This window comes from Pseudomonas moorei, from assembly GCF_042846945.1.
Classification (GTDB): Bacteria; Pseudomonadota; Gammaproteobacteria; order Pseudomonadales; family Pseudomonadaceae; genus Aquipseudomonas; species Aquipseudomonas moorei.
Genome location: NZ_AP035776.1, coordinates 5,848,998 through 5,870,035, shown reverse-complemented (window position 1 = coordinate 5,870,035; position 21,038 = coordinate 5,848,998). Strand labels below are relative to the sequence as shown.

General features: G+C 61.4%; 21 protein-coding genes. 5 read left to right on the top strand and 16 right to left on the bottom strand.

Going from position 1 to position 21,038, the window contains the following annotated elements; translation table 11 throughout:
- Positions 1–34: 34 nt before the first annotated feature.
- Positions 35–787: an ABC transporter substrate-binding protein gene (locus ACGJAX_RS27325; RefSeq protein ID WP_090323926.1), complete on the bottom strand. Its 753-nt coding sequence runs from the start codon at positions 785–787 to the stop codon at positions 35–37.
- Between the two features lie 137 nt (positions 788–924).
- On the opposite strand from ACGJAX_RS27325, the gene dnaX reads away from it, so the two are divergent.
- The 5 genes from dnaX (at position 925) to ACGJAX_RS27300 (ending at position 6,567) form a co-directional block, all read left to right on the top strand.
- A complete protein-coding gene (dnaX, locus tag ACGJAX_RS27320; protein WP_390956831.1) occupies positions 925–2,991 on the top strand; it encodes a DNA polymerase III subunit gamma/tau in 2,067 nt (688 codons plus the stop codon).
- A 67-nt stretch (positions 2,992–3,058) separates the two neighbouring features.
- Positions 3,059–3,397 (top strand): YbaB/EbfC family nucleoid-associated protein, encoded by a 339-nt coding sequence (locus tag ACGJAX_RS27315; protein WP_008028561.1) that lies wholly within the window; start codon positions 3,059–3,061, stop codon positions 3,395–3,397.
- Positions 3,398–3,573: 176 nt separating this feature from the next.
- Positions 3,574–4,608: a zinc-binding dehydrogenase gene (locus tag ACGJAX_RS27310; RefSeq protein WP_390956830.1), complete on the top strand. Its 1,035-nt coding sequence runs from the start codon at positions 3,574–3,576 to the stop codon at positions 4,606–4,608.
- A gap of 71 nt (positions 4,609–4,679) precedes the next feature.
- Complete coding sequence (gene recR / locus ACGJAX_RS27305) at positions 4,680–5,282, top strand: recombination mediator RecR (protein ID WP_057715679.1); 603 nt, start codon at positions 4,680–4,682, stop codon at positions 5,280–5,282.
- 136 nt (positions 5,283–5,418) lie between these two features.
- Entirely contained in the window at positions 5,419–6,567 is a 1,149-nt protein-coding gene (locus ACGJAX_RS27300; RefSeq protein WP_247256089.1) for an acyl-CoA dehydrogenase family protein, read from the top strand.
- Between the two features lie 133 nt (positions 6,568–6,700).
- Here ACGJAX_RS27300 and ACGJAX_RS27295 read toward each other — a convergent pair whose 3' ends face one another.
- The 15 genes from ACGJAX_RS27295 to ccoO (ACGJAX_RS27225) form a co-directional block, all read right to left on the bottom strand.
- Positions 6,701–7,249, bottom strand: a complete 549-nt coding sequence (locus ACGJAX_RS27295; RefSeq protein ID WP_090323920.1) for an adenine phosphoribosyltransferase — start codon at positions 7,247–7,249, stop codon at positions 6,701–6,703.
- Positions 7,250–7,327: 78 nt separating this feature from the next.
- Positions 7,328–8,062 (bottom strand): fumarate/nitrate reduction transcriptional regulator Fnr, encoded by a 735-nt coding sequence (fnr, locus tag ACGJAX_RS27290; protein WP_247256088.1) that lies wholly within the window; start codon positions 8,060–8,062, stop codon positions 7,328–7,330.
- Positions 8,063–8,155: 93 nt separating this feature from the next.
- Positions 8,156–9,538, bottom strand: a complete 1,383-nt coding sequence (hemN, locus tag ACGJAX_RS27285; RefSeq protein WP_390960006.1) for an oxygen-independent coproporphyrinogen III oxidase — start codon at positions 9,536–9,538, stop codon at positions 8,156–8,158.
- Between the two features lie 188 nt (positions 9,539–9,726).
- Complete coding sequence (locus ACGJAX_RS27280; protein WP_390956829.1) at positions 9,727–10,410, bottom strand: sulfite exporter TauE/SafE family protein; 684 nt, start codon at positions 10,408–10,410, stop codon at positions 9,727–9,729.
- Positions 10,403–10,621 carry a cbb3-type cytochrome oxidase assembly protein CcoS gene (gene ccoS, locus ACGJAX_RS27275; RefSeq protein WP_090323916.1) on the bottom strand — a complete coding sequence of 73 codons (219 nt, stop codon included), beginning with the start codon at positions 10,619–10,621 and terminating at the stop codon, positions 10,403–10,405. The genes ACGJAX_RS27280 and ccoS overlap by 8 nt, the downstream gene beginning before the upstream one ends.
- 23 nt (positions 10,622–10,644) lie before the next feature.
- Positions 10,645–13,095, bottom strand: coding sequence for a heavy metal translocating P-type ATPase metal-binding domain-containing protein (locus ACGJAX_RS27270; RefSeq protein ID WP_390956828.1), 2,451 nt, complete (start codon positions 13,093–13,095; stop codon positions 10,645–10,647).
- Between the two features lie 164 nt (positions 13,096–13,259).
- Positions 13,260–13,799: a FixH family protein gene (locus ACGJAX_RS27265; RefSeq protein WP_390956827.1), complete on the bottom strand. Its 540-nt coding sequence runs from the start codon at positions 13,797–13,799 to the stop codon at positions 13,260–13,262.
- Between the two features lie 10 nt (positions 13,800–13,809).
- The gene (gene ccoG, locus ACGJAX_RS27260; RefSeq protein WP_390956826.1) at positions 13,810–15,225 is read right to left on the bottom strand and encodes a cytochrome c oxidase accessory protein CcoG; all 1,416 of its coding nucleotides are present in this window, start codon (positions 15,223–15,225) and stop codon (positions 13,810–13,812) included.
- A gap of 337 nt (positions 15,226–15,562) precedes the next feature.
- Positions 15,563–16,546: a cytochrome-c oxidase, cbb3-type subunit III gene (ccoP, locus tag ACGJAX_RS27255; RefSeq protein WP_390956825.1), complete on the bottom strand. Its 984-nt coding sequence runs from the start codon at positions 16,544–16,546 to the stop codon at positions 15,563–15,565.
- Positions 16,543–16,728, bottom strand: coding sequence for a CcoQ/FixQ family Cbb3-type cytochrome c oxidase assembly chaperone (locus ACGJAX_RS27250; protein ID WP_003175465.1), 186 nt, complete (start codon positions 16,726–16,728; stop codon positions 16,543–16,545). The genes ccoP (ACGJAX_RS27255) and ACGJAX_RS27250 overlap by 4 nt, the downstream gene beginning before the upstream one ends.
- Before the next feature lie 5 nt (positions 16,729–16,733).
- Positions 16,734–17,342 carry a cytochrome-c oxidase, cbb3-type subunit II gene (gene ccoO, locus ACGJAX_RS27245; RefSeq protein ID WP_090323910.1) on the bottom strand — a complete coding sequence of 203 codons (609 nt, stop codon included), beginning with the start codon at positions 17,340–17,342 and terminating at the stop codon, positions 16,734–16,736.
- Positions 17,342–18,784, bottom strand: a complete 1,443-nt coding sequence (ccoN, locus tag ACGJAX_RS27240; protein ID WP_090323908.1) for a cytochrome-c oxidase, cbb3-type subunit I — start codon at positions 18,782–18,784, stop codon at positions 17,342–17,344. The genes ccoO (ACGJAX_RS27245) and ccoN overlap by 1 nt, the downstream gene beginning before the upstream one ends.
- A 483-nt stretch (positions 18,785–19,267) precedes the next feature.
- Positions 19,268–20,221, bottom strand: a complete 954-nt coding sequence (gene ccoP / locus ACGJAX_RS27235; protein ID WP_247256083.1) for a cytochrome-c oxidase, cbb3-type subunit III — start codon at positions 20,219–20,221, stop codon at positions 19,268–19,270.
- A complete protein-coding gene (locus ACGJAX_RS27230) occupies positions 20,218–20,421 on the bottom strand; it encodes a cbb3-type cytochrome c oxidase subunit 3 (RefSeq protein ID WP_047531411.1) in 204 nt (67 codons plus the stop codon). Before ACGJAX_RS27230 ends, ccoP (ACGJAX_RS27235) begins: the two co-directional genes overlap by 4 nt.
- A gap of 3 nt (positions 20,422–20,424) precedes the next feature.
- Positions 20,425–21,033 carry a cytochrome-c oxidase, cbb3-type subunit II gene (gene ccoO, locus ACGJAX_RS27225; RefSeq protein WP_047531409.1) on the bottom strand — a complete coding sequence of 203 codons (609 nt, stop codon included), beginning with the start codon at positions 21,031–21,033 and terminating at the stop codon, positions 20,425–20,427.
- Positions 21,034–21,038: the final 5 nt, after the last annotated feature.

Here is a 21,038-nt window from a genome sequence, read left to right as displayed (position 1 = left end):
ATTCTGTGAGAACGAAGGTGCCCGCTGCCACAGGTTATGGGGCGAGTTCGGATCTACCGCCGATGTAGAGGCGAATGATGTCGTCGATCTCGCCGGACATTTTCATGCGCAGCAAGGTGCGCAGAATCCTTTGCACCGGCACCTCGGGGGCGTTGCGCACGTAGCAGCCCACATGCTGGACCTGCAGCACCGCGACACTCTGCAGTTGTTGCTCCGGCATCAGGCGCTGATTGAACCATTCCAGCGACCATTGATTGCTGACGGCATACCGGTTGCGGCCCGCCTGGAGCTTTTCCAGCACCTGTTCCTGGTTGCGCGCGTCGTCGCGGTGCAACTGGTTGTTATCGAACAGCGGTTGCAGGGTCGGGTAGCTATAGCCGAGCACGGTGCCGATGGACTGGTGCGATAAATTCGCCGGCGTCACCGAAGCGGGGCCAGGAGGGCGACTGACCAGGATGTCGGGCTGGGTCCAGAGCGGGATGCTCCAGATATAGTCGCCGGACTGGTTTGGCATCCAGGACTGCGCGGCATAGCAGCGGATATCGACTTCGCCCTGTTCCATGGCGCTCTGAACCCGGGTCCGGGGCAATACATGAAACTCCGCCGGGACGCCGACCTGGGTCGCGAGGCTGAGCATGACGTCGTACAGAATGCCCTGGGTCGGCCGCCCACGGTCCAGTTGCAGCATCGGCATCGCCCAACTGTCGGGCACCACAAAACGCAACGGCGCATCGGCGGCCGCTCCGTTCAGGCTGATCAACAGCAGTGCCCCCAAGGCCAGCCGCATAAATGCTCCGATGTATCTTTGAAACAAAAAGCCCCCAAAGTGCAGCTTAGCCAGATTAGACGAGCGCACCGGATGCAATTTTGCCCTTGCTCCGCTAGCATTAGCCGCTTCAGCTTCCTTCGTTGCGACGGTTTTCGATGAGTTATCAGGTTCTTGCACGTAAATGGCGTCCGCGCTCGTTCCGCGAAATGGTCGGCCAGACCCATGTGCTCAAGGCTCTGATCAATGCCTTGGACAGCCAGCGGCTGCACCACGCCTACCTGTTCACCGGTACGCGCGGGGTCGGCAAGACCACCATCGCGCGAATCATTGCCAAATGTCTGAACTGTGAAACAGGTATCACTTCAACGCCTTGCGGCGAATGCTCGGTGTGTCGCGAAATCGATGAGGGCCGTTTCGTCGACCTGATCGAGATCGACGCCGCGAGCCGCACCAAGGTCGAGGACACCCGCGAACTGCTCGATAACGTGCAGTACGCGCCGAGCCGTGGACGCTTCAAGGTCTACCTGATCGACGAAGTGCACATGCTCTCCAGCCATTCCTTCAATGCGCTGTTGAAAACCCTCGAAGAGCCGCCACCCTACGTCAAGTTCATCCTGGCGACCACTGACCCGCAGAAACTTCCTGCAACGATTCTCTCGCGGTGCCTGCAGTTCTCCCTGAAGAACATGACCCCGGAGCGTGTTGTCGAGCATTTGACCCATGTGCTGAGCGTCGAGAACGTGCCGTTCGAAGACGATGCACTGTGGCTGCTGGGCCGCGCCGCCGATGGGTCGATGCGTGACGCCATGAGCCTGACCGATCAGGCGATTGCCTTCGGTGAAGGCAAGGTCATGGCCGCCGATGTGCGGGCGATGCTCGGGACCCTCGATCATGGGCAGGTCTACGACGTCCTGCATGCCCTGATTGAAGGTGATGCCAAGGCCTTGCTCGAGGCCGTTCGTCACCTGGCCGAACAAGGCCCGGACTGGAATGGCGTGCTCTCGGAAATTCTCAATGTGCTGCACCGTGTCGCCATCGCCCAGGCCTTGCCTGAAGGCGTCGACAACGGCCATGGCGACCGGGACCGGGTGCTGGCACTGGCCCAGGCGTTGCCGGCCGAAGACGTGCAGTTCTATTACCAGATGGGACTGATCGGCCGTCGCGACCTGCCCCTGGCGCCGGACCCCCGAGGCGGCTTCGAAATGGTGCTGCTGCGAATGCTCGCTTTCCGGCCCGCCGATACCGCGGATGCCCCGAGGCAAACGCTAAAGCCAGTGGGGATCAGCCAGGCCACAGTTGATTCCGCCAAATCCGTGGCTGCCGCGCCCGTTGTTGCGCCGGTAGTCGCTGCGGCAGTTGCACCTCTGGCGCCCGCGCCTGTCGTCACTCCGGTAGCGCCGCCTGAGCCGGTCGCGGTGCCCGAGCCCGAGCCGGTGGTTGAGGCGGTCGTGGTCGAAGAAGTGGTCGACCTGCCGTGGAATGATCCGGTCGAGCCGGCAGACGTTCAGCAGCCTGCCGTCGAGCCGGTACTGGAAACCGCCAGCGAGCAACCGGAATTGCCGCCGATGCCGTTGCCGACGCCCGACAGCGTGGTGCCGGACGCGCCGGAGTGGGTCGCCGCACCGATTCCGGAGCCTTCGGTGGCCGAGGTCGATGCCGCCACACCCGGCATGGATCTGGACGACGAGCCGCCGCTGGATGAGGATTACATCGAGCCGGACATGGATTCCGCCTACAGCTACCTCGACGAACTGGCCAGTGAGCATGCCGCCGAGCCTGCTGCCGAACCGGAGCCCGAGCCTGCCGCCGCGCCGGCCACGGGACTGGCCCTGCAATGGCTGGAACTGTTCCCGAACCTGCCGATCTCCGGCATGACCGGCAGCATCGCCGCCAACTGCACGCTGATCGCCGTTGATGGCGACCATTGGCTGTTGCACCTGGACCCGGCCCACAGCGCCCTGTTCAACGCCACCCAGCAACGTCGCCTCAACGATGCGTTGAATCAGTACCACGGGCGTACGCTGACCCTGACCATGGAACTGATCAAGCCCGAGCAGGAAACCCCGGCCCAGGCCGCGTCGCGCCGGCGTGCCGATCGTCAGCGCGAGGCCGAGGAGTCGATCCATGGCGATCCGTTCATCCAGCAAATGATGCAGCAGTTCGGTGCGGTGATCCGTAACGATACTATTGAACCTGTCGAAGCTCTGGTCAGTCAGGGCTAATAACTGAGGGCGTTCGGTCAGCAAGGCCGGGCGCTGTTTTTATCCAAGTACTTTTGAGGTGATTCCCATGATGAAAGGTGGCATGGCCGGCCTGATGAAGCAGGCACAGCAGATGCAGGAAAAAATGGCCAAGATGCAGGAAGAGCTGGCCAATGCCGAAGTCACCGGTAAGGCTGGTGGCGATATGGTCACCGTGGTGATGACCGGTCGTCACGACGTCAAGCGCGTGACCATCGACCCAAGCCTGGTCGAAGGCCTGAGCGAAGATGACAAGGAAATGCTGGAAGCGGTGTTCGCCGCAGCGGTCAACGACGCTGTGCGCAAAATCGAAGCCAACAGCCAGGACAAAATGTCCGGCATGACCGCTGGCATGCAACTGCCACCGGGCATGAAACTGCCGTTCTGATTTCGTCTTCGGGCGCCAGATGAGCTACAAGAAATGCCAGGCATCGAGCCTGGCATTTTTGTTTCCGGCTTCCCGGGATGGCGTCGACCCGGTAAAACTGAACAATCATCGAACGCGCCACCGCCACAAAGGTCTTCTCCCTAACCACTGAATTCAACGATCAAGGAGACGCTGCCATGTCCGACCCCATGACCCTCAACCAACGTATCGTCCTGGCCTCGCGCCCTGTCGGCGCGCCAACGCCAGAGAATTTCCGCCTGGAGCGGGTCGCGCTGCCCGAGCTGGCTGACGGACAGGTGCTGCTCAAGACCCTTTATCTGTCGCTGGACCCTTACATGCGCGGGCGCATGAGTGACGCGCCGTCCTACGCCGCGCCGGTGGAAATCGGTGGCGTGATGACCGGCGGCGCTGTCAGCCGCGTCGAGCGCTCGCTCAATCCGAAGTTTCAGGAGGGCGATCTGGTGGTCGGCGCCACGGGTTGGCAGAGCCACAGCATCAACGACGGTCGTAGCATCATGCCTCTGCCGGCGGGTCTGCCGAGCCCGTCGATGGCCCTGGGCGTCCTCGGCATGCCGGGCATGACCGCATACATGGGATTGATGGACATCGGCCAGCCCAAGTCCGGCGAGACGCTGGTGGTCGCGGCCGCGTCGGGTGCGGTCGGCTCGGTGGTCGGGCAGGTGGCGAAGATCAAGGGTCTGCGCGTGGTGGGCGTGGCCGGTGGCGCCGAAAAGTGCCGCTATGTAGTCGAAGAGCTGGGCTTCGATGCCTGTATCGATCACAAGAGCCCGACCTTCGCCGAGGAGCTGGCCCAGGCCTGCCCCAACGGCATCGATATCTATTATGAAAACGTCGGCGGCAAGGTGTTCGATGCGGTCGTGCCACTGCTCAATCCCAAGGCGCGGATTCCGCTGTGTGGGCTGATTGCGTCGTACAACGCCAGCGAGGCGCAGAGCGGCCCGGATCGCCTGCCGCAATTGCAGCGCACACTGCTGACCAAGCGCGTGCGAATTCAAGGCTTCATCGTCTTCGACGATTACGGTGACCGTCAGCCGGAATTTGTCAGCGCCATGGCGCCGTGGGTGCGCGATGGCAAGATCAAGTTCCGCGAAGACGTGGTCGATGGTCTGGAGCAAGCGCCCGAGGCATTTATCGGTCTGCTGGAAGGACGCAACTTCGGCAAGCTGGTGGTTCGGGTCGCCAAAGACTGACGCCGCAATTTGACGCTAATCTGAGGCGCGGGTATAAACCGCGTCTCGTTGTTTTGTCGGATTTTTCCCCCATGAGCTTCAGCCCTTTGATTCGCCAACTGATCGATGCCCTGCGAATTTTGCCAGGTGTCGGTCAGAAAACCGCCCAGCGCATGGCGTTGCAGTTGCTCGAACGTGATCGCAGCGGCGGCTCGCGCCTGGCACTGGCCCTGAGTCAGGCCATGGAAGGCGTCGGTCATTGCCGTTTGTGCCGCACCCTGACTGAAGATGACCTCTGCCCGCAATGCGCGGACACCCGCCGTGACGACACCTTGCTCTGCGTGGTGGAAGGGCCGATGGATGTCTATGCCGTGGAGCAGACCGGGTTTCGCGGTCGCTACTTCGTGCTCAAGGGCCACCTGTCGCCACTCGACGGGTTGGGGCCGGAGGCCATCGGTATTCCGCAGTTGATGGCTCGGATCGAGGAGGCGGGCACGTTTACCGAAGTCATTCTCGCCACCAACCCGACGGTGGAAGGCGAAGCGACCGCCCATTACATCGCCCAGTTGCTCAGCAGCAAAGGCCTGATCGCCTCGCGCATCGCCCATGGCGTGCCGTTGGGTGGCGAGCTGGAGCTGGTGGATGGCGGGACGCTGGCGCATTCGTTTGCCGGGCGTAAGCCGATCAGCTTGTAATGTGTGTCGTTTGGGGTGACGCCATCGCGAGCCTGCTGGCGATAGCGTCGCCTCGGTCCCCTTGATTCACACAATCCTGTTGAAAACCAAGCAAGCGCTCGGTTAACGTCGGCGAACCCTTCAGTGGAGTTCGCCGATGTCTGCCTTTCAGGAATACTTCGACCCCAGCCACCAATTGGTCCGCGACAGCGTCAGACGTTTCGTCGAGCGCGAGATTCTTCCGGACATTGACCAGTGGGAAGAAGCCGAAAGCTTCCCCCGCGAGCTCTACCTCAAGGCCGGTGCGGCGGGCATCCTCGGTATCGGTTACCCCGAGAGCCTGGGGGGTAGCCACGAAGGCGATCTGTTCGCCAAGGTTGCCGCCAGCGAAGAGTTGATGCGCTGTGGTTCGGGTGGCCTGGTGGCGGGGCTTGGCTCGCTGGACATCGGCCTGCCACCGATTCTCAAGTGGGCCAGGCCTGACGTCCGTGATCGGGTTGTGCCACAGGTGTTGTCCGGCGAGAAAATCTGCGCCCTGGCCGTCACCGAACCCGGTGGCGGTTCCGATGTTGCCAACCTGCAAACCCGTGCCGTGCGTGACGGCGACGTTTACCGGGTCAGCGGCAGTAAAACCTTCATTACCAGTGGCGTGCGCGCGGATTTCTACACAGTCGCGGTGCGAACCGGTGAGCCGGGTTTCGCCGGCATCAGTCTGTTAATGATCGAAAAGGGCACGCCCGGTTTCAGCGTAGGGCGTCAGTTGAAGAAAATGGGGTGGTGGGCGTCAGACACTGCTGAATTGTTCTTCGATGATTGCCGGGTGCCCGTAGGTCATTTGATCGGCGGCGAGAACATGGGCTTCGCTTGCATCATGGGCAACTTCCAGAGCGAGCGCCTGGCCCTGGCCTTGATGGCCAACATGACGGCCCAGCTGGCGCTGGAGGAAAGCCTGAAATGGGCACGGGAGCGTGAGGCCTTTGGCAAGCCCATCGGCAAGTTCCAGGTGATCAAGCACCGCCTCGCCGAAATGGCCACGGCACTGGAAGTGTCGCGTGAATTCACCTACCGCCAGGCCGCGAAAATGGCCGCGGGGAAGAGTGTGATCAAGGAAATATCCATGGCCAAGAATTTTGCGACGGACACGGCGGATCGCATCACCTCGGACGCGGTGCAGATTCTGGGTGGCATGGGTTACATGCGCGAAAGCCTGGTGGAGCGGTTGTACCGGGATAACCGGATACTTTCGATCGGCGGCGGTACGCGGGAAGTGATGAACGAGATTATCAGCAAGCAGATGGGGCTCTGAGGCTTGCGGTGTAACGACTGACGCCATCGCTGGCAAGCCTCCTACAGAGATCTGCGCCGTACACAAATCCTGTGGATGACAAAGAACCCTGTGGGAGCTGGCTTGCCAGCGATGGCGTCAGTGCAGGCGCCGCTTACCTGTCGGTCAGCGCAAACTGCGTCAGGCAGAACGTCGGAATCCCCATGTCTTCCAGGCGCTGCGACCCGCCCAGCTCCGGCAAATCAATGATCGCCGCCGCTTCATGCACCCGTGCCCCCATGCGCCGAATCAGGTTCGCCGCAGCAATCAGGGTGCCGCCGGTGGCGATCAGGTCATCGAACATCACCACCGAATCGCCTTCGCAAAGACTGTCCGCGTGCACTTCGAGGAAGGCTTCGCCGTATTCGGTCGCATAGCCTTCGGCCAGCACATCGGCGGGCAGTTTGCCTTGCTTGCGGAACAGCACCAGTGGCTTGTTCAACTGATAGGCCAGCACCGAACCGATCAGGAAACCACGGGCATCCATGGCGCCGATGTGGGTGAAGTCAGCCTCGACGTAGCGATGGGCGAAGCTGTCCATCACCAGGCGCAGGGCCGTGGGCGACTGGAACAGCGGGGTGATGTCGCGAAAAATCACCCCCGGCTTGGGGAAGTCGATCACAGGGCGAATGAGGGATTTGATGTCGAAGGAGTCGAAGGCCATCGTCAAGGTGTCCTGGCAGGGCTGCAAACGGCGCAGTATACCCGCGGCTGAAAGGGTTCGCTCAACCGCGGATCGAGATCAGCCTTCGATCGAGCCGCCAGCCAGCGCACAGAGCTGGATCGGATCGAGAATCTGGATCTCCTTGCCTTCAGCGGCGATCAGTTCGTTCTGCTGGAAGCGCGTGAACACCCGCGACACGGTTTCCACCGCCAGGCCCAGGTAGTTGCCGATTTCATTGCGCGACATGCTCAGGCGGAACTGGTTGGCCGAGAAACCACGGGCGCGGAAGCGTGCCGACAGGTTGACCAGGAAGGTCGCGATGCGTTCGTCGGCCGTTTTTTTCGACAACAACAGCATCATCTGCTGATCGTCACGAATCTCGCGACTCATCACCCGCATCAGCTGGCGGCGCAGCTGCGGCAGTTGCAGGGCCAGTTCGTCGAGGCGTTCGAAAGGAATCTCGCACACCGACGTGGTTTCCAGCGCTTGCGCCGACACCGGATGTTTCTCGGTGTCCATGCCCGACAAGCCCACCAGTTCACTCGGCAAGTGGAAACCGGTGAGCTGTTCTTCGCCGGCATCGCTCAGATTGAACGTTTTCAGCGCACCGGAGCGTACGGCGTAAACGGAGTCAAAGGTGTCACCCTGGCGAAACAGAAACTCGCCCTTTTTCAGCGGGCGGCCACGTTTGACGATTTCGTCCAGGGCATCCATGTCTTCCAGGTTCAGTGAAAGTGGCAAACACAGCGGGGCCAGGCTGCAATCCTTGCAATGGGCCTGATTATGAGCGCGCAACTTTACTGGCTCAGACATTTCTTCAATCCTTGTGGGAAAACACGCATAAGACGTAAGGGTAACCCACCGAAGGACATTGAGGCCAGCGTACGGCGGATTTGCCGTAAGGGCTTAGATCACACGGGAAAACCGTTGGCGATTGTGATGTTCCAGATACGCATCAAAAACCATGCACACCGAACGCACCAGCAGACGGCCGGCAGGCAGTACGGTGATCCGTTCACTGTCGAGTTCGATCAGGCCATCCTTGGCCATGTCGTGCAATTGAGGCCAAAGTTCGCCGAAATAACCCTGAAAATCGATATTGAAGTCTTGCTCGATCTGGGCGAACTCCAGGTTGAAAGTGCAGATCAGCTGCTGAATGACCGCACGCCGCAGCCGATCATCGGCGTTGCACAACAGGCCGCGGCTGGTGGCCAGCTGTGAAGAGGCCAAAGCGTTCTGGTACTGATTCAGGTCGCTGCTGTTCTGGCAGTACAGGTCGCCGATCTGGCTGATGGCCGACACGCCCAGCCCGATCAAGTCGCAATGCCCGTGGGTGGTGTAGCCCTGGAAGTTGCGTTGCAGGGTCGATTCTTCCTGGGCAATCGCCAGTTCATCGTCGGGCAGGGCGAAGTGGTCCATGCCAATGTAGCGATAACCGGCAGCGGTCAGTTGTTCGATGGTGCGCTGCAGCATTTCCAGCTTCTGCGCCGGTGTCGGCAGTTCGTTGCTGTTGATCCGTCGCTGCGGCAAGAAGCGTTCCGGCAGGTGCGCGTAGTTGAATACCGAAAGACGATCCGGTTGCAGGTTGATGACTTCTTCGACTGTGCGGGCGAAGTTGTCCGGGGTCTGTCTCGGCAGGCCGTAAATCAGGTCGATGTTGATCGAACGAAACTGCAGGGTGCGGGCGGCGTCGATCACCGCGCGGGTTTCTTCGAGGCTCTGCAGCCGATTGACGGCGCGTTGCACCGCCGGGTCGAGGTCTTGCAGGCCGATGCTGACGCGGTTGAATCCCAGCTCACGCAGCAAGCCCATGGTCGACCAGTCGGCCTCGCGTGGGTCGATCTCGATACCGTAGTCGCCGGAATCGTCGTCCAGCAAGTTGAAGTGTTTGCGCAAATGCGCCATCAGCTGGCGCAATTCATCGTGGCTGAGAAAGGTGGGCGTGCCACCACCGAAGTGCAGTTGCTCGACTGTTTGCGCGGGGTCGAGGTGGCAGGCGATCAACTGGATTTCCTGCTCCAGGCGCTGCAAGTAGGGCAGGGCGCGGCCACGATCCTTGGTGATGACTTTGTTGCAGGCGCAGTAGTAGCAGATGTTGGCGCAGAACGGCACGTGCACATACAGCGACAGCGGGCGCTGGGCCTTGCGGCTGTCGCGCAGGGCGTGAAACAGGTCGAACGTGCCAACCTGGCTATTGAATTGTACGGCGGTCGGATAGGAGGTGTAGCGCGGTCCCGCCAGGTCATAACGGCGGATCAGATCGGTATCCCAACGAATGGCGTCGAGCATCATGCGGGCGTTCCCCCGGATAGGCTGGCAGTGCCGGCGAGTCTAGGGTCTGCGTCGTTGAGGCATCTTGATTTGCGTCAAGGGTCAGGGTTCGTGTTGTCGGTGCGGGCCTCATCGCGAGCAGGCTTCCACATTTGCAATGCATTCCCTGTGGGAGCGAGCCTGCTCGCGAAGGGTACACCGCCGATCTAATGCCCCATGAGCCAATGCTGATGCGGTCCCGGCAAGGTCCAGATACCAAACAGGATCACCAGCATTCCTCCCGCCATGCGCACACTGCGCTTGCGCAACAGCGCCGTCACTCGCTCGGCCGCCAGCCCGGTGGCGAGCAGCACCGGCCAGGTGCCCAGCCCGAACGCCAGCATCAGCACTGCACTGTCGAGCGCGTTCCCCTGACTGGCCGACCACAACAAGGTGCTGTAAACCAGGCCGCACGGCAACCAGCCCCAGAGCGCGCCCAACAGCAGCGCACGGGGCACGCTCGACACGGGCAACAGTTTGTTGGCAACCGGCTGGATATGCCGCCACAGGCCGCGCCCGAGGCTTTCGATGCGGGTCAGGCCGCTCCACCAGCCCGCGAGGTACAGGCCCATCGCGATCAACAGCAAACCGGCGAGCACGCGCATGAACATCGCCGCCGGACTGTTGGCTACCGCCCAGCCCGCCAGACCGATCAGCAGGCCGGCGGTGGCATAGCTGAGAATTCGCCCAAGGTTATAAGCCAGCAGCAGGCGAAAACGTCGGCTGCGCTGTTCCTTGGGGATCGCCAGGGTCAATGCGCCCATCAGGCCGCCGCACATGCCCAGGCAATGACCGCCACCGAGCAGACCCAGAATCACCGCCGACACCAGCAGTGGCGCCAATTCAAGCATGGGGCGGCGCCTTGTCGTCGGGGTTGGCGGCATGACTGCCGGCTTCGTCGACTGCGGCGGTGTGGTTCGGATCCTGGTCGTCGAACAGGATGCTGTGGGCCGGGCCGTCGAGGTCGTCGTACTGCCCGCTGTCGACCGCCCAGAAGAAGATGTAGACAGCGATGGCCACGATCAGCAGGGCAGCCGGGATCATCACGTAAAGAGCTGGCATCTGGACTCCATGCCCGTTGCGGCTCAGGCCGGCAGCGGACGGGTTTGTGGCGTGCTGCTGGTGGCGGGCGCGCTCGGCAGGCGAGTCAGGCGCAGCGCGTTCAGCACCACGGTCAGGGAACTGATGGACATACCGACCGCGGCCCATACCGGAGTGATCCAGCCGAGGGCGGCGAACGGCAGCATGAGGCCATTGTACAGCCCGGCCCACAGCAGGTTCTCGATGATTACCCGACGGGTGCGCCGAGCCAGGCTGAAGGCCTGCACCAACGCGTCGAGTCGATTGGACAACAGCACCGCGTCCGCACTGGTTTTCGCCAGATCGGTGGCCGAACCCATGGCCACGCTGATGTCGGCAGCGGCCAGCACCGGTACGTCGTTGACTCCGTCACCGAGCATCAACACCTTGCGACCTTGCTGGTGCAGCTGTTGCAGGACTTGCAGTTTGTCGTCCGGGCGCAAGCCGCCGCGGGCTTCGTCGATACCGAGTTCGGCGGCGACACTGGCGACCATCGGCGAGCTGTCGCCCGACAGCAGCAAGGTGCGCCAGCCACGCGCCTTGCAGGCATCCAGCAGGGCGCGGGCATCGGCACGCAAGCGGTCGTCGAGGACCAGCCACGCCAACGGCCCCTGGCTATCGCCCAGGAGCAGCCATTGCCCGGCTTCATCCGGCATCGACGGCAGGGCGGCGCCACTGAGTTCGCAGACAAAACCGGGTTGGCCAATGCGCAAACGCTGTTCGCCGACCCGTCCTTCGAGGCCGAGGCCAGGCGTGCTGTGCACGTCTTCGGCGGCCAGTGGCGCACGGCCAAAGGCGCGGGCAATCGGGTGTTCGGAGCGGTTTTCCAGCGCGGCGGCGAGGCTCAGGCATTGATCGCTGTCGAGGGCGCCAAGGGGACGGATCGAGCGCAGCGTCAGGCGTCCTTCGGTGAGGGTGCCGGTCTTGTCGAAAATCACTGTATCGATCTGGTTCAGGCCTTCGAGCACATGGCCGCGCGTCAATAACAGCCCCAGCTTGTGCAACGTGCCGGTGGCCGCGGTGAGCGCCGTCGGCGTGGCCAGGGACAGGGCGCATGGGCAGGTCGCAACCAGCATCGCCAGGACAATCCAGAATGCCCGCGACGCATCCAGCTCCCACCACAGCAAGCCGATCGCGGCGGCGGCAATCAGTGACAGCAGGAGGAACCATTGCGCCGCGCGGTCGGCGATTTCCGCCAGTCGCGGCTTTTCGGCCTGGGCGCGGTCCAGCAGGCGGACGATGGCGGACAGACGAGTGTCCTGACCCAGGGCCTGGACTTCCACGGTCAACGCACCTTCGACGTTCAGGGTGCCCGCGGTAACCGCATCGCCTGTGGTCCTGGCTTGCGGCAGGTATTCGCCGGTGAGCAGCGATTCGTCGATGCTCGACTGGCCTTCGAGGATCTTGCCGTCGGCCGGGAGAACCGCGCCGGGGTGCACCAGCACCTGGTCACCGACGCGCAGTTCGCTGAGCAGGATGCGTTCACTCTGACCGTCGGCACTCAGGCGCAGGCACGAGGCCGGCAACAGATTGACCAACTGTGCGGTGGCGGCGGCCGTACGTTCCCGGGCGCGGCGTTCCAGATAACGCCCCGCCAGCAGGAACAGCGCGAACATGCCGACGGCGTCGAAGTACAGCTCACCCACGCCGGTGATCGAGGTCCAGATCCCGGCGAGGTAGGCGCTGCCAATGGCCAGTGACACCGAAACGTCCATCGTCAGGTGGCGAGTGCGCAGGTCGCGCATGGCCCCTTTGAAGAAGGGCGCGCAACTGTAGAACACGATCGGGGTGGTGAGGAACAGCGCAACCCAGCGCAGGATTGTGTGCAGCTCGGGGCTGAGGTCGATGTTGAATTCCGGCCAGGTGGCCATGGTCGCCATCATCGCCTGGAACCACAGCAGTCCGGCGACACCCAGCTGACGCAGGGCCAGACGGTTTTCGCTGGCCAGTTGTTCGCTGGCGCGGTCGGCCTGATAGGGGTGCGCGGCGTAACCGATGTGGCGCAACTCGCCGAGCACCTGACTGAGCGGCAATTGGGCATCGGCCCAACGGACGTGCAGGCGATGGTTGGACAGGTTCAAGCGCGCTTCGGCCACGGCTGGCAGCGCACGCAGATGTTTCTCGATCAGCCAGCCACAGGCGGCACAACTGATGCCTTCCATCAACAGCGTGGTTTCGGCGAGTTCGCCTTCGTGGCGGACAAAGGGTTGCTGCACATCCGCGCGGTCGTACAGGGCCAATTCGTCCACCAGTTGCACCGGTAGCGCTTCGGGGTTGGCCGACGCTTCGCTGCGATGCTGGTAATAGCTTTCCAGTCCACCGGCGACAATCGCCTCGGCCACCGCCTGACAGCCCGGGCAGCAGAACTCGCGGGTTTGCCCCAGGACCGCCGCGGTGAATCGGCTGCCGGCCGGGACGGGCAGGGCGCAGTGGTAGCAGGGGATTGGGGTGGTCATGTCGGTCGTTATGAAAACCAATGTGGCGAGGGAGATTGCTACCGTTCGGCTGAGAAGCAGTCGTAATGCTGAATACTCGCAATTTCTGAAAAAACCGGTCCGCAGGCTTTAGGGGCGCTTAGCACCCCAACGGGAGCAAGCTCCCTCGCCACATCGCAGGCGCATTATTTTTTCAGGTCTTCCGCGCCTTGCAGAGGCTCGTCCCCGAGCAGCAGATCCTTGTCATGGCTGACCAGTTCTTCTTCGAACAGGCGCCATGTGTGGTCGTCCTGAGTGCCGAGCAATTCGACAAAGCGCCGGCCTTCGATCTTGTCGCTCAACTGGCCGATATAGCGACCCTGTTCGGTTTCACTGCGGGTCAGGACAATCTTGCGGTCCTTTTCCGGCTGGGTCGGCGAGATCAGGTTCAGATCCACGGTTTTCGGCTGGCTGTTGCCGCTCAAGCGCAGGTCGACTTCCCCCGTCACGTCATCCAGGTGAACGTTGGCACGCATCTGTAGCGTCTGCGCCAGCAGTTCACGGTCGAGGGAACGGTTGATGCCTTTGCCGGCCTCGTAGTAGTTGTCGTTGACCAGGTTGTCCGGGTGGTTCACCGCAATGGTCACCATGGACAGGGTCAGGGTCACCGAGCAAGTCAGAATCCCGATGATGATCCACGGCCAAAGGTGCTTGTACCAGGGACTTGCGGCGTTTGCTGCGGGCATGTTCAGTCTCTCAACGATTTTGGGGGCCGATGAATCGGCTCTTGGCTTCTACGTGGATGCTGGCGTCATCGGCATCCTTGAGGATGAATTTCACCTCGTTGGTGCTCGACGGCAGGTGTTCTGGCGCCACGGACAGTTCGGCCGGCTGGCTGATGATGTCCCCGGCCGCCACCTTGATCTCGCGCCGGCCTTGCAACTTCAGGTCCGGCAAGCCGGTGGCTTCCAGCACATAGGTGTGGGCGCGCTGATCCTTGTTCATGATCTTCAGGCTGTAGACGTTTTCGATCCGCCCTTCGGCGTTTTCACGGTACAGCACGCGATCCTTGCTGACGTCGAAACCCACCAGCGAACGCATGAAAAACGCAGTGACCAGCAAACTGATCATCGCCAGCAGCACCACGGCGTAGCCGATCAGGCGTGGACGCAGTTTATGGGTTTTCTGCCCGGACAGGTTGTGCTCGGTGGTGTAGCTGATCAGGCCGCGCGGGTATTCCATCTTGTCCATGATGCTGTCGCAGGCATCAATGCACGCGGCGCAACCGATGCACTCGATCTGCAGGCCGTCGCGAATGTCGATGCCGGTCGGGCAGACCTGAACGCACATGGTGCAGTCGATGCAGTCGCCCAGGCCCTGGGCCTTGTAGTCGACGCCTTTTTTGCGCGGGCCACGGCTTTCGCCACGACGTGGATCGTAGGACACGATCAGCGTGTCCTTGTCGAACATCACGCTCTGGAAACGTGCGTACGGGCACATGTAGATGCACACCTGCTCGCGCAGCCAGCCGGCATTGCCGTAGGTGGCGAGGGTGAAGAAGCCGACCCAGAAATACGACCAGCCATCGGCTTCGCCGGTAAAGAAGTCGATAACCAACTCACGGATCGGCGAGAAGTAGCCGACGAAGGTCATGCCGGTTACAAAGCCGATCAGCAGCCACAGGGCGTGCTTGCTGAATTTGCGCAGAAACTTGTTGGCGCTCATGGGCGCCTTGTCGAGCTTGATGCGCTGGTTGCGGTCGCCTTCGGTGACCTTTTCGCACCACATGAAAATCCAGGTCCAGACGCTCTGCGGGCAGGTATAGCCGCACCAGATCCGCCCGGCGTACACCGTAATGAAGAACAGGCCGAAAGCGCTGATGATCAAAATGCCCGAGAGCAGGATGAAGTCCTGCGGCCAGAAGGTCGCGCCGAAAATAAAGAATTTGCGCTCCGGCAGGTTCCACCAGACGGCCTGATGGCCGCCCCAGTTCAACCAGACCGTGCCGAAATACAACAGAAACAAAAAGGCGCCGCCCATCATTCGCAAGTTGCGGAACAGGCCGGTGAACGCACGGGTGTAGATTTTTTCTCGAGAGGCGTAGAGATCGACGCTGTTGTTCGCGTTTTTGTTGGGTGGTGTGACGTCGTGTACCGGAATCTGGTTGCTCATCATTGCATCCCACGGCAGTGGAAAAATGCCTCGGTCAGTGCGTGCCGACCGCGGTCAAAGAGAGGTGTTGCAGTGGCGCAATGATACGCCTGTCGCTCTAGCCCAAGGGTGCGACCTTTGGTCGCGTTGGGTGAATTTCACAGATGGTGTAGCGAATGTAACAAAACATGATGCAGGTCAATTGACATGTGCAGTATAGCTGTCCGGTCGTGGGGTGGTGCCAACGTCAGCCCCTGGCGCGGCAACAGGGGCTGTGTGATCGGGATCTTGTCTTGCGGTTACAAAAAAAAGACCCCGTCAAATGACGGGGTCTTTTGTGTTGCGTCCAGCGTTCGCCTTACTGAGCGTCCGCCGCCGGAGCCTTCTCACCGTGAGACAGGCTGTAGACGTAAGCGGCCAGCAGGTGAACCTTGTCGTTACCCTGCAGTAGCTCTTGCGCAGGCATCTGGCCCTGACGGCCGTAACGGATGGTCTGCTGCAGTTGAGCGAAGCTCGAACCGTAGATGAACGCGGCAGGGTGGGTCAGGTTGGGGGCGCCCATTGCCGGGGTGCCTTTGCCTTCCGGACCGTGGCAAGCCACGCAGTTGGCCGCGAACAGTTTCTGGCCGGCAACCGGGTCAGCCTTGGTGCCTTCCGGCAACTTGCGGCCATCGAGGTTGGTCACCACGAACGCGGCAACGTCAGCAACGCCTTGTTCGCCAATCACTTCAGCCCACGCCGGCATGACCGCGTGACGGCCACCCATGATCGTGGTCTTGATGGTTTCCGGCTCGCCGCCCCAGCGCCAGTCGGCGTCGGTCAGGTTAGGGAAGCCGTAAGCGCCTTTGGCGTCGGAACCGTGGCAAACCGAGCAGTTGGAGGCGAACAGGCGGCCACCCATCTTCAGGGCTTGCGGGTCCTTGGCGACTTCTTCGATTGGCATGGACGCGAATTTGGCGAAGATCGGGCCGAACCTGGCGTCCGACTTGGCCATTTCCTTTTCCCACTCGTGAACGCCGGTCCAGCCAGTCTGGCCGTTGGCGAACGCGGTCTGCTTCTCGTTATCCAGGTAGTTGTAACCCGGCAACAGCCCCTTCCAGTTGCCCAGGCCCGGGTACAGCACCAGGTAGCCCAGGGCGAAGATGATGGTGCCCACGAACAGCATGAACCACCATTTCGGCAGCGGGTTGTCGTACTCCTCGATCCCGTCGAAGGAGTGTCCAACCGTCTCTTCGGTCGCCTCGGTGCGCTGGCCCTTGCGGGTCGACAGCAGCAGCCAGGTCAGGGAAAAGATCGTACCGAGACTGAGGACTGTGACGTACAGACTCCAGAATGTAGTCATTCTTTGTTACTCCTAGAAGCTTGCTCGACGTGCTTGATGGCTTCGGGATCATCCGCGAAAGGCAGCAAGGTCGCGTCTTCAAACTCCGACTTGCGCTTGGGGCTGAAAACCCACAAGGCCAGACCGATAAAGGCAACCATCACGACAACGGTGCCCAGGCCGCGAATCATCCCGATATCCATTTAGATCACCGTTTGCTTTTGATGATGGTGCCCAGGCCTTGCAGATAGGCCACCAGCGCGTCCATTTCGGTTTTGCCCTTCACAGCATCCTTGGCGCCGGCGATGTCTTCGTCGGTGTAAGGGACGCCGAGCGTGCGCAAGACTTCCATTTTCCGGGCAGTGTCCTTGCCGTCGAGCTTGTTTTCCACGAGGAACGGGTAGGCCGGCATTTTCGACTCGGGCACGACGTTGCGCGGGTTGTACAAATGCGCACGCTGCCAGTCATCGGAGTAACGACCGCCGACGCGGGCCAGGTCCGGACCGGTACGCTTGGAGCCCCACAGGAACGGGTGATCCCAGACGCTTTCACCGGCCACCGAGTAGTGACCGTAACGTTCGGTCTCGGCGCGGAACGGACGGATCATCTGCGAGTGGCAGCCGACGCAACCGTTGGCGATGAAAATGTCACGACCTTCCAGTTCCAGCGCCGGGCGAGGCTTCATGCCTTCAACCGGCTTGTTGGTGACGTCCTGGAAAAACAGCGGAACGATCTGGGTCAGGCCGCCGACGCTGACGGCGATAACCATGAAGAAGGCCAGCAGGCCAATGTTCTTCTCGACTGCTTCATGCTTCATCAGTGAGCTCCAACTACAGCAATCTGTTCGGCGGCTTCAGCTTCAGCCGGGTTCGAGGCACGTACGGTACGGAATACGTTGTAGGCCATGAACAGCATGCCGGTGGCGAAGAATGCACCGCCCAGTGCGCGGACGATGTAACCCGGGTGGCTGGCTTGCAGTGCTTCGACGAACGAGTAGGTGAGGGTGCCGTCATCGTTGATTGCACGCCACATCAGGCCCTGGGTGATGCCGTTGACCCACATCGAAGCGATGTACAGAACGGTACCGATGGTCGCGAGCCAGAAGTGCGCGTTGATCAGGCCGGTGCTGTGCATCTGCGCACGACCGAACAGTTTCGGGATCATGTGGTAGATCGCGCCGATCGAGATCATCGCCACCCAGCCCAGCGCACCGGCGTGTACGTGGCCGATGGTCCAGTCTGTGTAGTGCGACAGCGAGTTCACGGTCTTGATGGCCATCATCGGGCCTTCGAAGGTCGACATGCCGTAGAACGCCAGGGAAACGACCAGGAAGCGCAGGATCGGGTCGGTGCGCAGCTTATGCCAGGCGCCCGACAGGGTCATCATGCCGTTGATCATGCCGCCCCAGCTCGGAGCCAGCAGGATGATCGACATGGCCATGCCCAGGGACTGGGCCCAGTCCGGCAGCGCGGTGTAGTGCAGGTGGTGCGGGCCGGCCCAGATGTACAGGGTGATCAGTGCCCAGAAGTGCACGATGGACAGGCGATAGGAGTAGATCGGACGTTCGGCCTGTTTCGGCACGAAGTAGTACATCATCCCCAGGAAGCCGGTGGTCAGGAAGAAACCTACGGCGTTGTGGCCGTACCACCACTGGATCATCGCGTCCGTGGCGCCCGAGTAGGCGGAATAGGACTTGAAGAAACTGACCGGCAGGGACGCGTGGTTGACGATGTGCAGCATCGCGGTCACGACGATGAAGGCACCGTAGAACCAGTTGCCCACATAGATGTGCTTGGTCTTGCGCTTGACGATGGTGCCGAAGAACACCAGGCCGTAGGTGACCCAGACAATGGCCAGCAAAATGGCCAGCGGCCATTCCAGCTCAGCGTATTCCTTGGTGGTTGTGTAACCCAGCGGCAAGGTAACGATGGCGCCGACGATCACCGCTTGCCATCCCCAGAAGTGGAAGGCAGCGAGGCTGTCGGAAATCAGTCGCGTTTGGCAGGTTCGCTGCACGACATAATAAGAAGTGGCAAACAGTGCACATCCACCGAAGGCGAAAATCACCAGGTTGGTGTGCAACGGGCGCAGGCGTCCAAAAGTCGTCCACGGCAGACCGAAATTCAATTCCGGCCATACGAGCTGTGAGGCGATGAAGACACCGAGCCCCATGCCAAGGATCCCCCAGACCACCGTCATGATGGCGAACTGGCGGACTACCTTATAGTTATAAGCAGTCGGACTGATTGCTGTGCTCATTCTAAGGTTCCACGGTTTGGGTGTTTTATTAGGATTAAAAATCGGCCGCAAGTATGTAGAAAGCAGGGGGTCATTGCAACGCGCCATGACCTGGATCAATGCTTTCAAATGCTGATTCTGCGGCCTTTCCATGCGCCGCGTAGGGACAAAATTGCACACCGGCAAAATGTCCCGCCGGACTAAATGGGCGAGGGGGTCAGGTCACATGTAACGGGGTGTGTTCAAACGCAAGGATCAGGTGACCGATGGCAATTCGCGCGACAGCCGGTATCTACCAGCCTTTGCGGCCTGTCATCGAGCTGAATCCGTCGAACACATCGGTTAGGGTCGACCTGGAACCGGTACTTGCCAGTCCGCATCGGAGCAAGCTTAGACCCGAATCTGGCGAACCGAAAGGAAGACTGAATGAGGGTGCGACAATGGGTCGCAAAGGGGCAGGAAGCTGCCGCATTCCGGAGAATGCGGCAGTAGAGCGGTCACCGATTACTCGGCTTTGCCTTCAGCCTGCAAGCGCTCGGTGCCGGCAGCGTGCGACAGGCTGTACACATACGCCGCCAGCAATTGAACCTTGTCGTTACCGAGCAGTTCGCTTTGCGCTGGCATATGGCCCTGGCGACCATGGCGGATGGTTTGTTGCAACTGCGCCAGGCTTGTACCGTAAATAAAACCGGCCGGGTGCGTCAGATTCGGCGCACCCATGGCTTCAGTGCCCTGGCCGTTTGCCCCGTGGCAGGCTACGCAGGTGGTGCTGAACACTTGCTGTCCGGCTTGCAGATCCGCGCCGCTGTCGGCGGCCAGCGGCAGGCCGGCCAGTTCATGGCGCACGTAAGCCGCGACGTTTTTCACCCCCGCTTCACCGAGGATTTCACCCCAGGCCGGCATCGCTGCCATGCGTCCGCCCATGATGGTGGTCTTGATGGTGTCGGGGGTGCCGCCCCAGCGCCAGTCGCTGTCTGTCAGGTTGGGGAAGCCGAACGCGCCCTTGGCATCCGAGCCGTGGCATACCGAGCAGTTGGAGGCAAACAGGCGGCCGCCCATTTTCAACGCTTGCGGATCCTTGGCCACGTCTTCCAGTGGCATGGCGGCGAATTTGGCGAAGATCGGTCCGAACTTCGCATCAGCCCTGGCCATTTCCTTTTCCCATTCGTGCGCACCGGTCCAGCCGTTTTCGTAGCCGGGCAGGATGCCTTTCCAGTTGCCCAGGCCCGGATAGAGGATCAAGTAGCCGACGGCAAACACCAGGGTGCCGGCGAACAGCATGAACCACCACTGCGGCAACGGGTTGTCGTACTCCTCGATGCCGTCGAAGCTATGGCCCATGGTCTGGTCGACGCTGCCCTTGGTTTCACCCTTGCGAGTGCCGATCAGCAGCCAGGTCAGGCCGATCAGGCTGCCGATGGTCAGTACGCAGATCCACGTACTCCAGAAGGTGGTCATGGCCGGGTACTCCTTGTTGCGGATTCTTGGGGGGTGACACTGTCGGGTTGTGGCTCGTCGGCGAACGGCAACAGGCGCGCTTCGGCGAATTCCGGATTGCGCTTGCCGTTGAACACCCAGAGCGTCAGGCCGACGAAAGCCACGAACACCACGACCGTGCCCAGGCCGCGAATCATTCCACTGCTTATTTCAAAGACCATGGCTCACCTCTTGCTCTTGATCGCAGTGCCGAGCACTTGCAGGTAGGCGACCAGGGCATCCATTTCCGATTTGCCCTTGAGCGATTCGGTCGCGCCGGCGATGTCTTCGTCGGTGTACGGCACGCCCAGGGTGCGCATGGCGCGCAGCTTGGTTTCGGTGTGGCTGCTGTCGAGCGCGTTGGCCACCAGCCATGGGTAGGCCGGCATTTTCGATTCCGGCACGACGTTGCGCGGGTTGTACAAGTGCGCGCGGTGCCAGTCATCGGAGTAACGTGCGCCGACCCGCGCCAGGTCCGGTCCGGTGCGTTTCGAGCCCCACAGGAACGGGTGATCCCAGACACTCTCACCGGCCACCGAGTAGTGCCCGTAGCGTTCGGTCTCGGCACGGAACGGGCGGATCATCTGCGAGTGGCAGCCGACGCAGCCTTCGCGGATATAGAGGTCGCGGCCTTCGAGTTGCAGCGCGGTGTAGGGCTTCATGCCTTCCACCGGTTTGTTGGTCACGTCCTGAAAGAACAGCGGGACGATCTGGGTCAGGCCGCCGATGCTCACGGCAAAGATCATCAACAACAGCAGCAGGCCGACGTTTTTTTCGATTGTTTCGTGTTTCATGGCGG

Coding starts and splice junctions, on each gene's coding strand:
- ACGJAX_RS27325 (WP_090323926.1), bottom strand. CDS start 787: ATGCGGCTGGCCTTGGGGGCACTGCTGTTGATCAGCCTGAACGGAGCG.
- ACGJAX_RS27270 (WP_390956828.1), bottom strand. CDS start 13,095: ATGACCACCCCAATCCCCTGCTACCACTGCGCCCTGCCCGTCCCGGCC.
- ACGJAX_RS27315 (WP_008028561.1), top strand. CDS start 3,059: ATGATGAAAGGTGGCATGGCCGGCCTGATGAAGCAGGCACAGCAGATG.
- ccoS (WP_090323916.1), bottom strand. CDS start 10,621: ATGCCAGCTCTTTACGTGATGATCCCGGCTGCCCTGCTGATCGTGGCC.
- ACGJAX_RS27300 (WP_247256089.1), top strand. CDS start 5,419: ATGTCTGCCTTTCAGGAATACTTCGACCCCAGCCACCAATTGGTCCGC.
- ccoG (WP_390956826.1), bottom strand. CDS start 15,225: ATGAGCAACCAGATTCCGGTACACGACGTCACACCACCCAACAAAAAC.
- ACGJAX_RS27280 (WP_390956829.1), bottom strand. CDS start 10,410: ATGCTTGAATTGGCGCCACTGCTGGTGTCGGCGGTGATTCTGGGTCTG.
- ccoO (WP_047531409.1), bottom strand. CDS start 21,033: ATGAAACACGAAACAATCGAAAAAAACGTCGGCCTGCTGCTGTTGTTG.
- ACGJAX_RS27230 (WP_047531411.1), bottom strand. CDS start 20,421: ATGGTCTTTGAAATAAGCAGTGGAATGATTCGCGGCCTGGGCACGGTC.
- ACGJAX_RS27265 (WP_390956827.1), bottom strand. CDS start 13,799: ATGCCCGCAGCAAACGCCGCAAGTCCCTGGTACAAGCACCTTTGGCCG.
- recR (WP_057715679.1), top strand. CDS start 4,680: ATGAGCTTCAGCCCTTTGATTCGCCAACTGATCGATGCCCTGCGAATT.
- ACGJAX_RS27250 (WP_003175465.1), bottom strand. CDS start 16,728: ATGGATATCGGGATGATTCGCGGCCTGGGCACCGTTGTCGTGATGGTT.
- fnr (WP_247256088.1), bottom strand. CDS start 8,062: ATGTCTGAGCCAGTAAAGTTGCGCGCTCATAATCAGGCCCATTGCAAG.
- ccoP (WP_247256083.1), bottom strand. CDS start 20,221: ATGACCACCTTCTGGAGTACGTGGATCTGCGTACTGACCATCGGCAGC.
- hemN (WP_390960006.1), bottom strand. CDS start 9,538: ATGCTCGACGCCATTCGTTGGGATACCGATCTGATCCGCCGTTATGAC.
- ccoO (WP_090323910.1), bottom strand. CDS start 17,342: ATGAAGCATGAAGCAGTCGAGAAGAACATTGGCCTGCTGGCCTTCTTC.
- ccoN (WP_090323908.1), bottom strand. CDS start 18,784: ATGAGCACAGCAATCAGTCCGACTGCTTATAACTATAAGGTAGTCCGC.
- dnaX (WP_390956831.1), top strand. CDS start 925: ATGAGTTATCAGGTTCTTGCACGTAAATGGCGTCCGCGCTCGTTCCGC.
- ccoP (WP_390956825.1), bottom strand. CDS start 16,546: ATGACTACATTCTGGAGTCTGTACGTCACAGTCCTCAGTCTCGGTACG.
- ACGJAX_RS27310 (WP_390956830.1), top strand. CDS start 3,574: ATGTCCGACCCCATGACCCTCAACCAACGTATCGTCCTGGCCTCGCGC.
- ACGJAX_RS27295 (WP_090323920.1), bottom strand. CDS start 7,249: ATGGCCTTCGACTCCTTCGACATCAAATCCCTCATTCGCCCTGTGATC.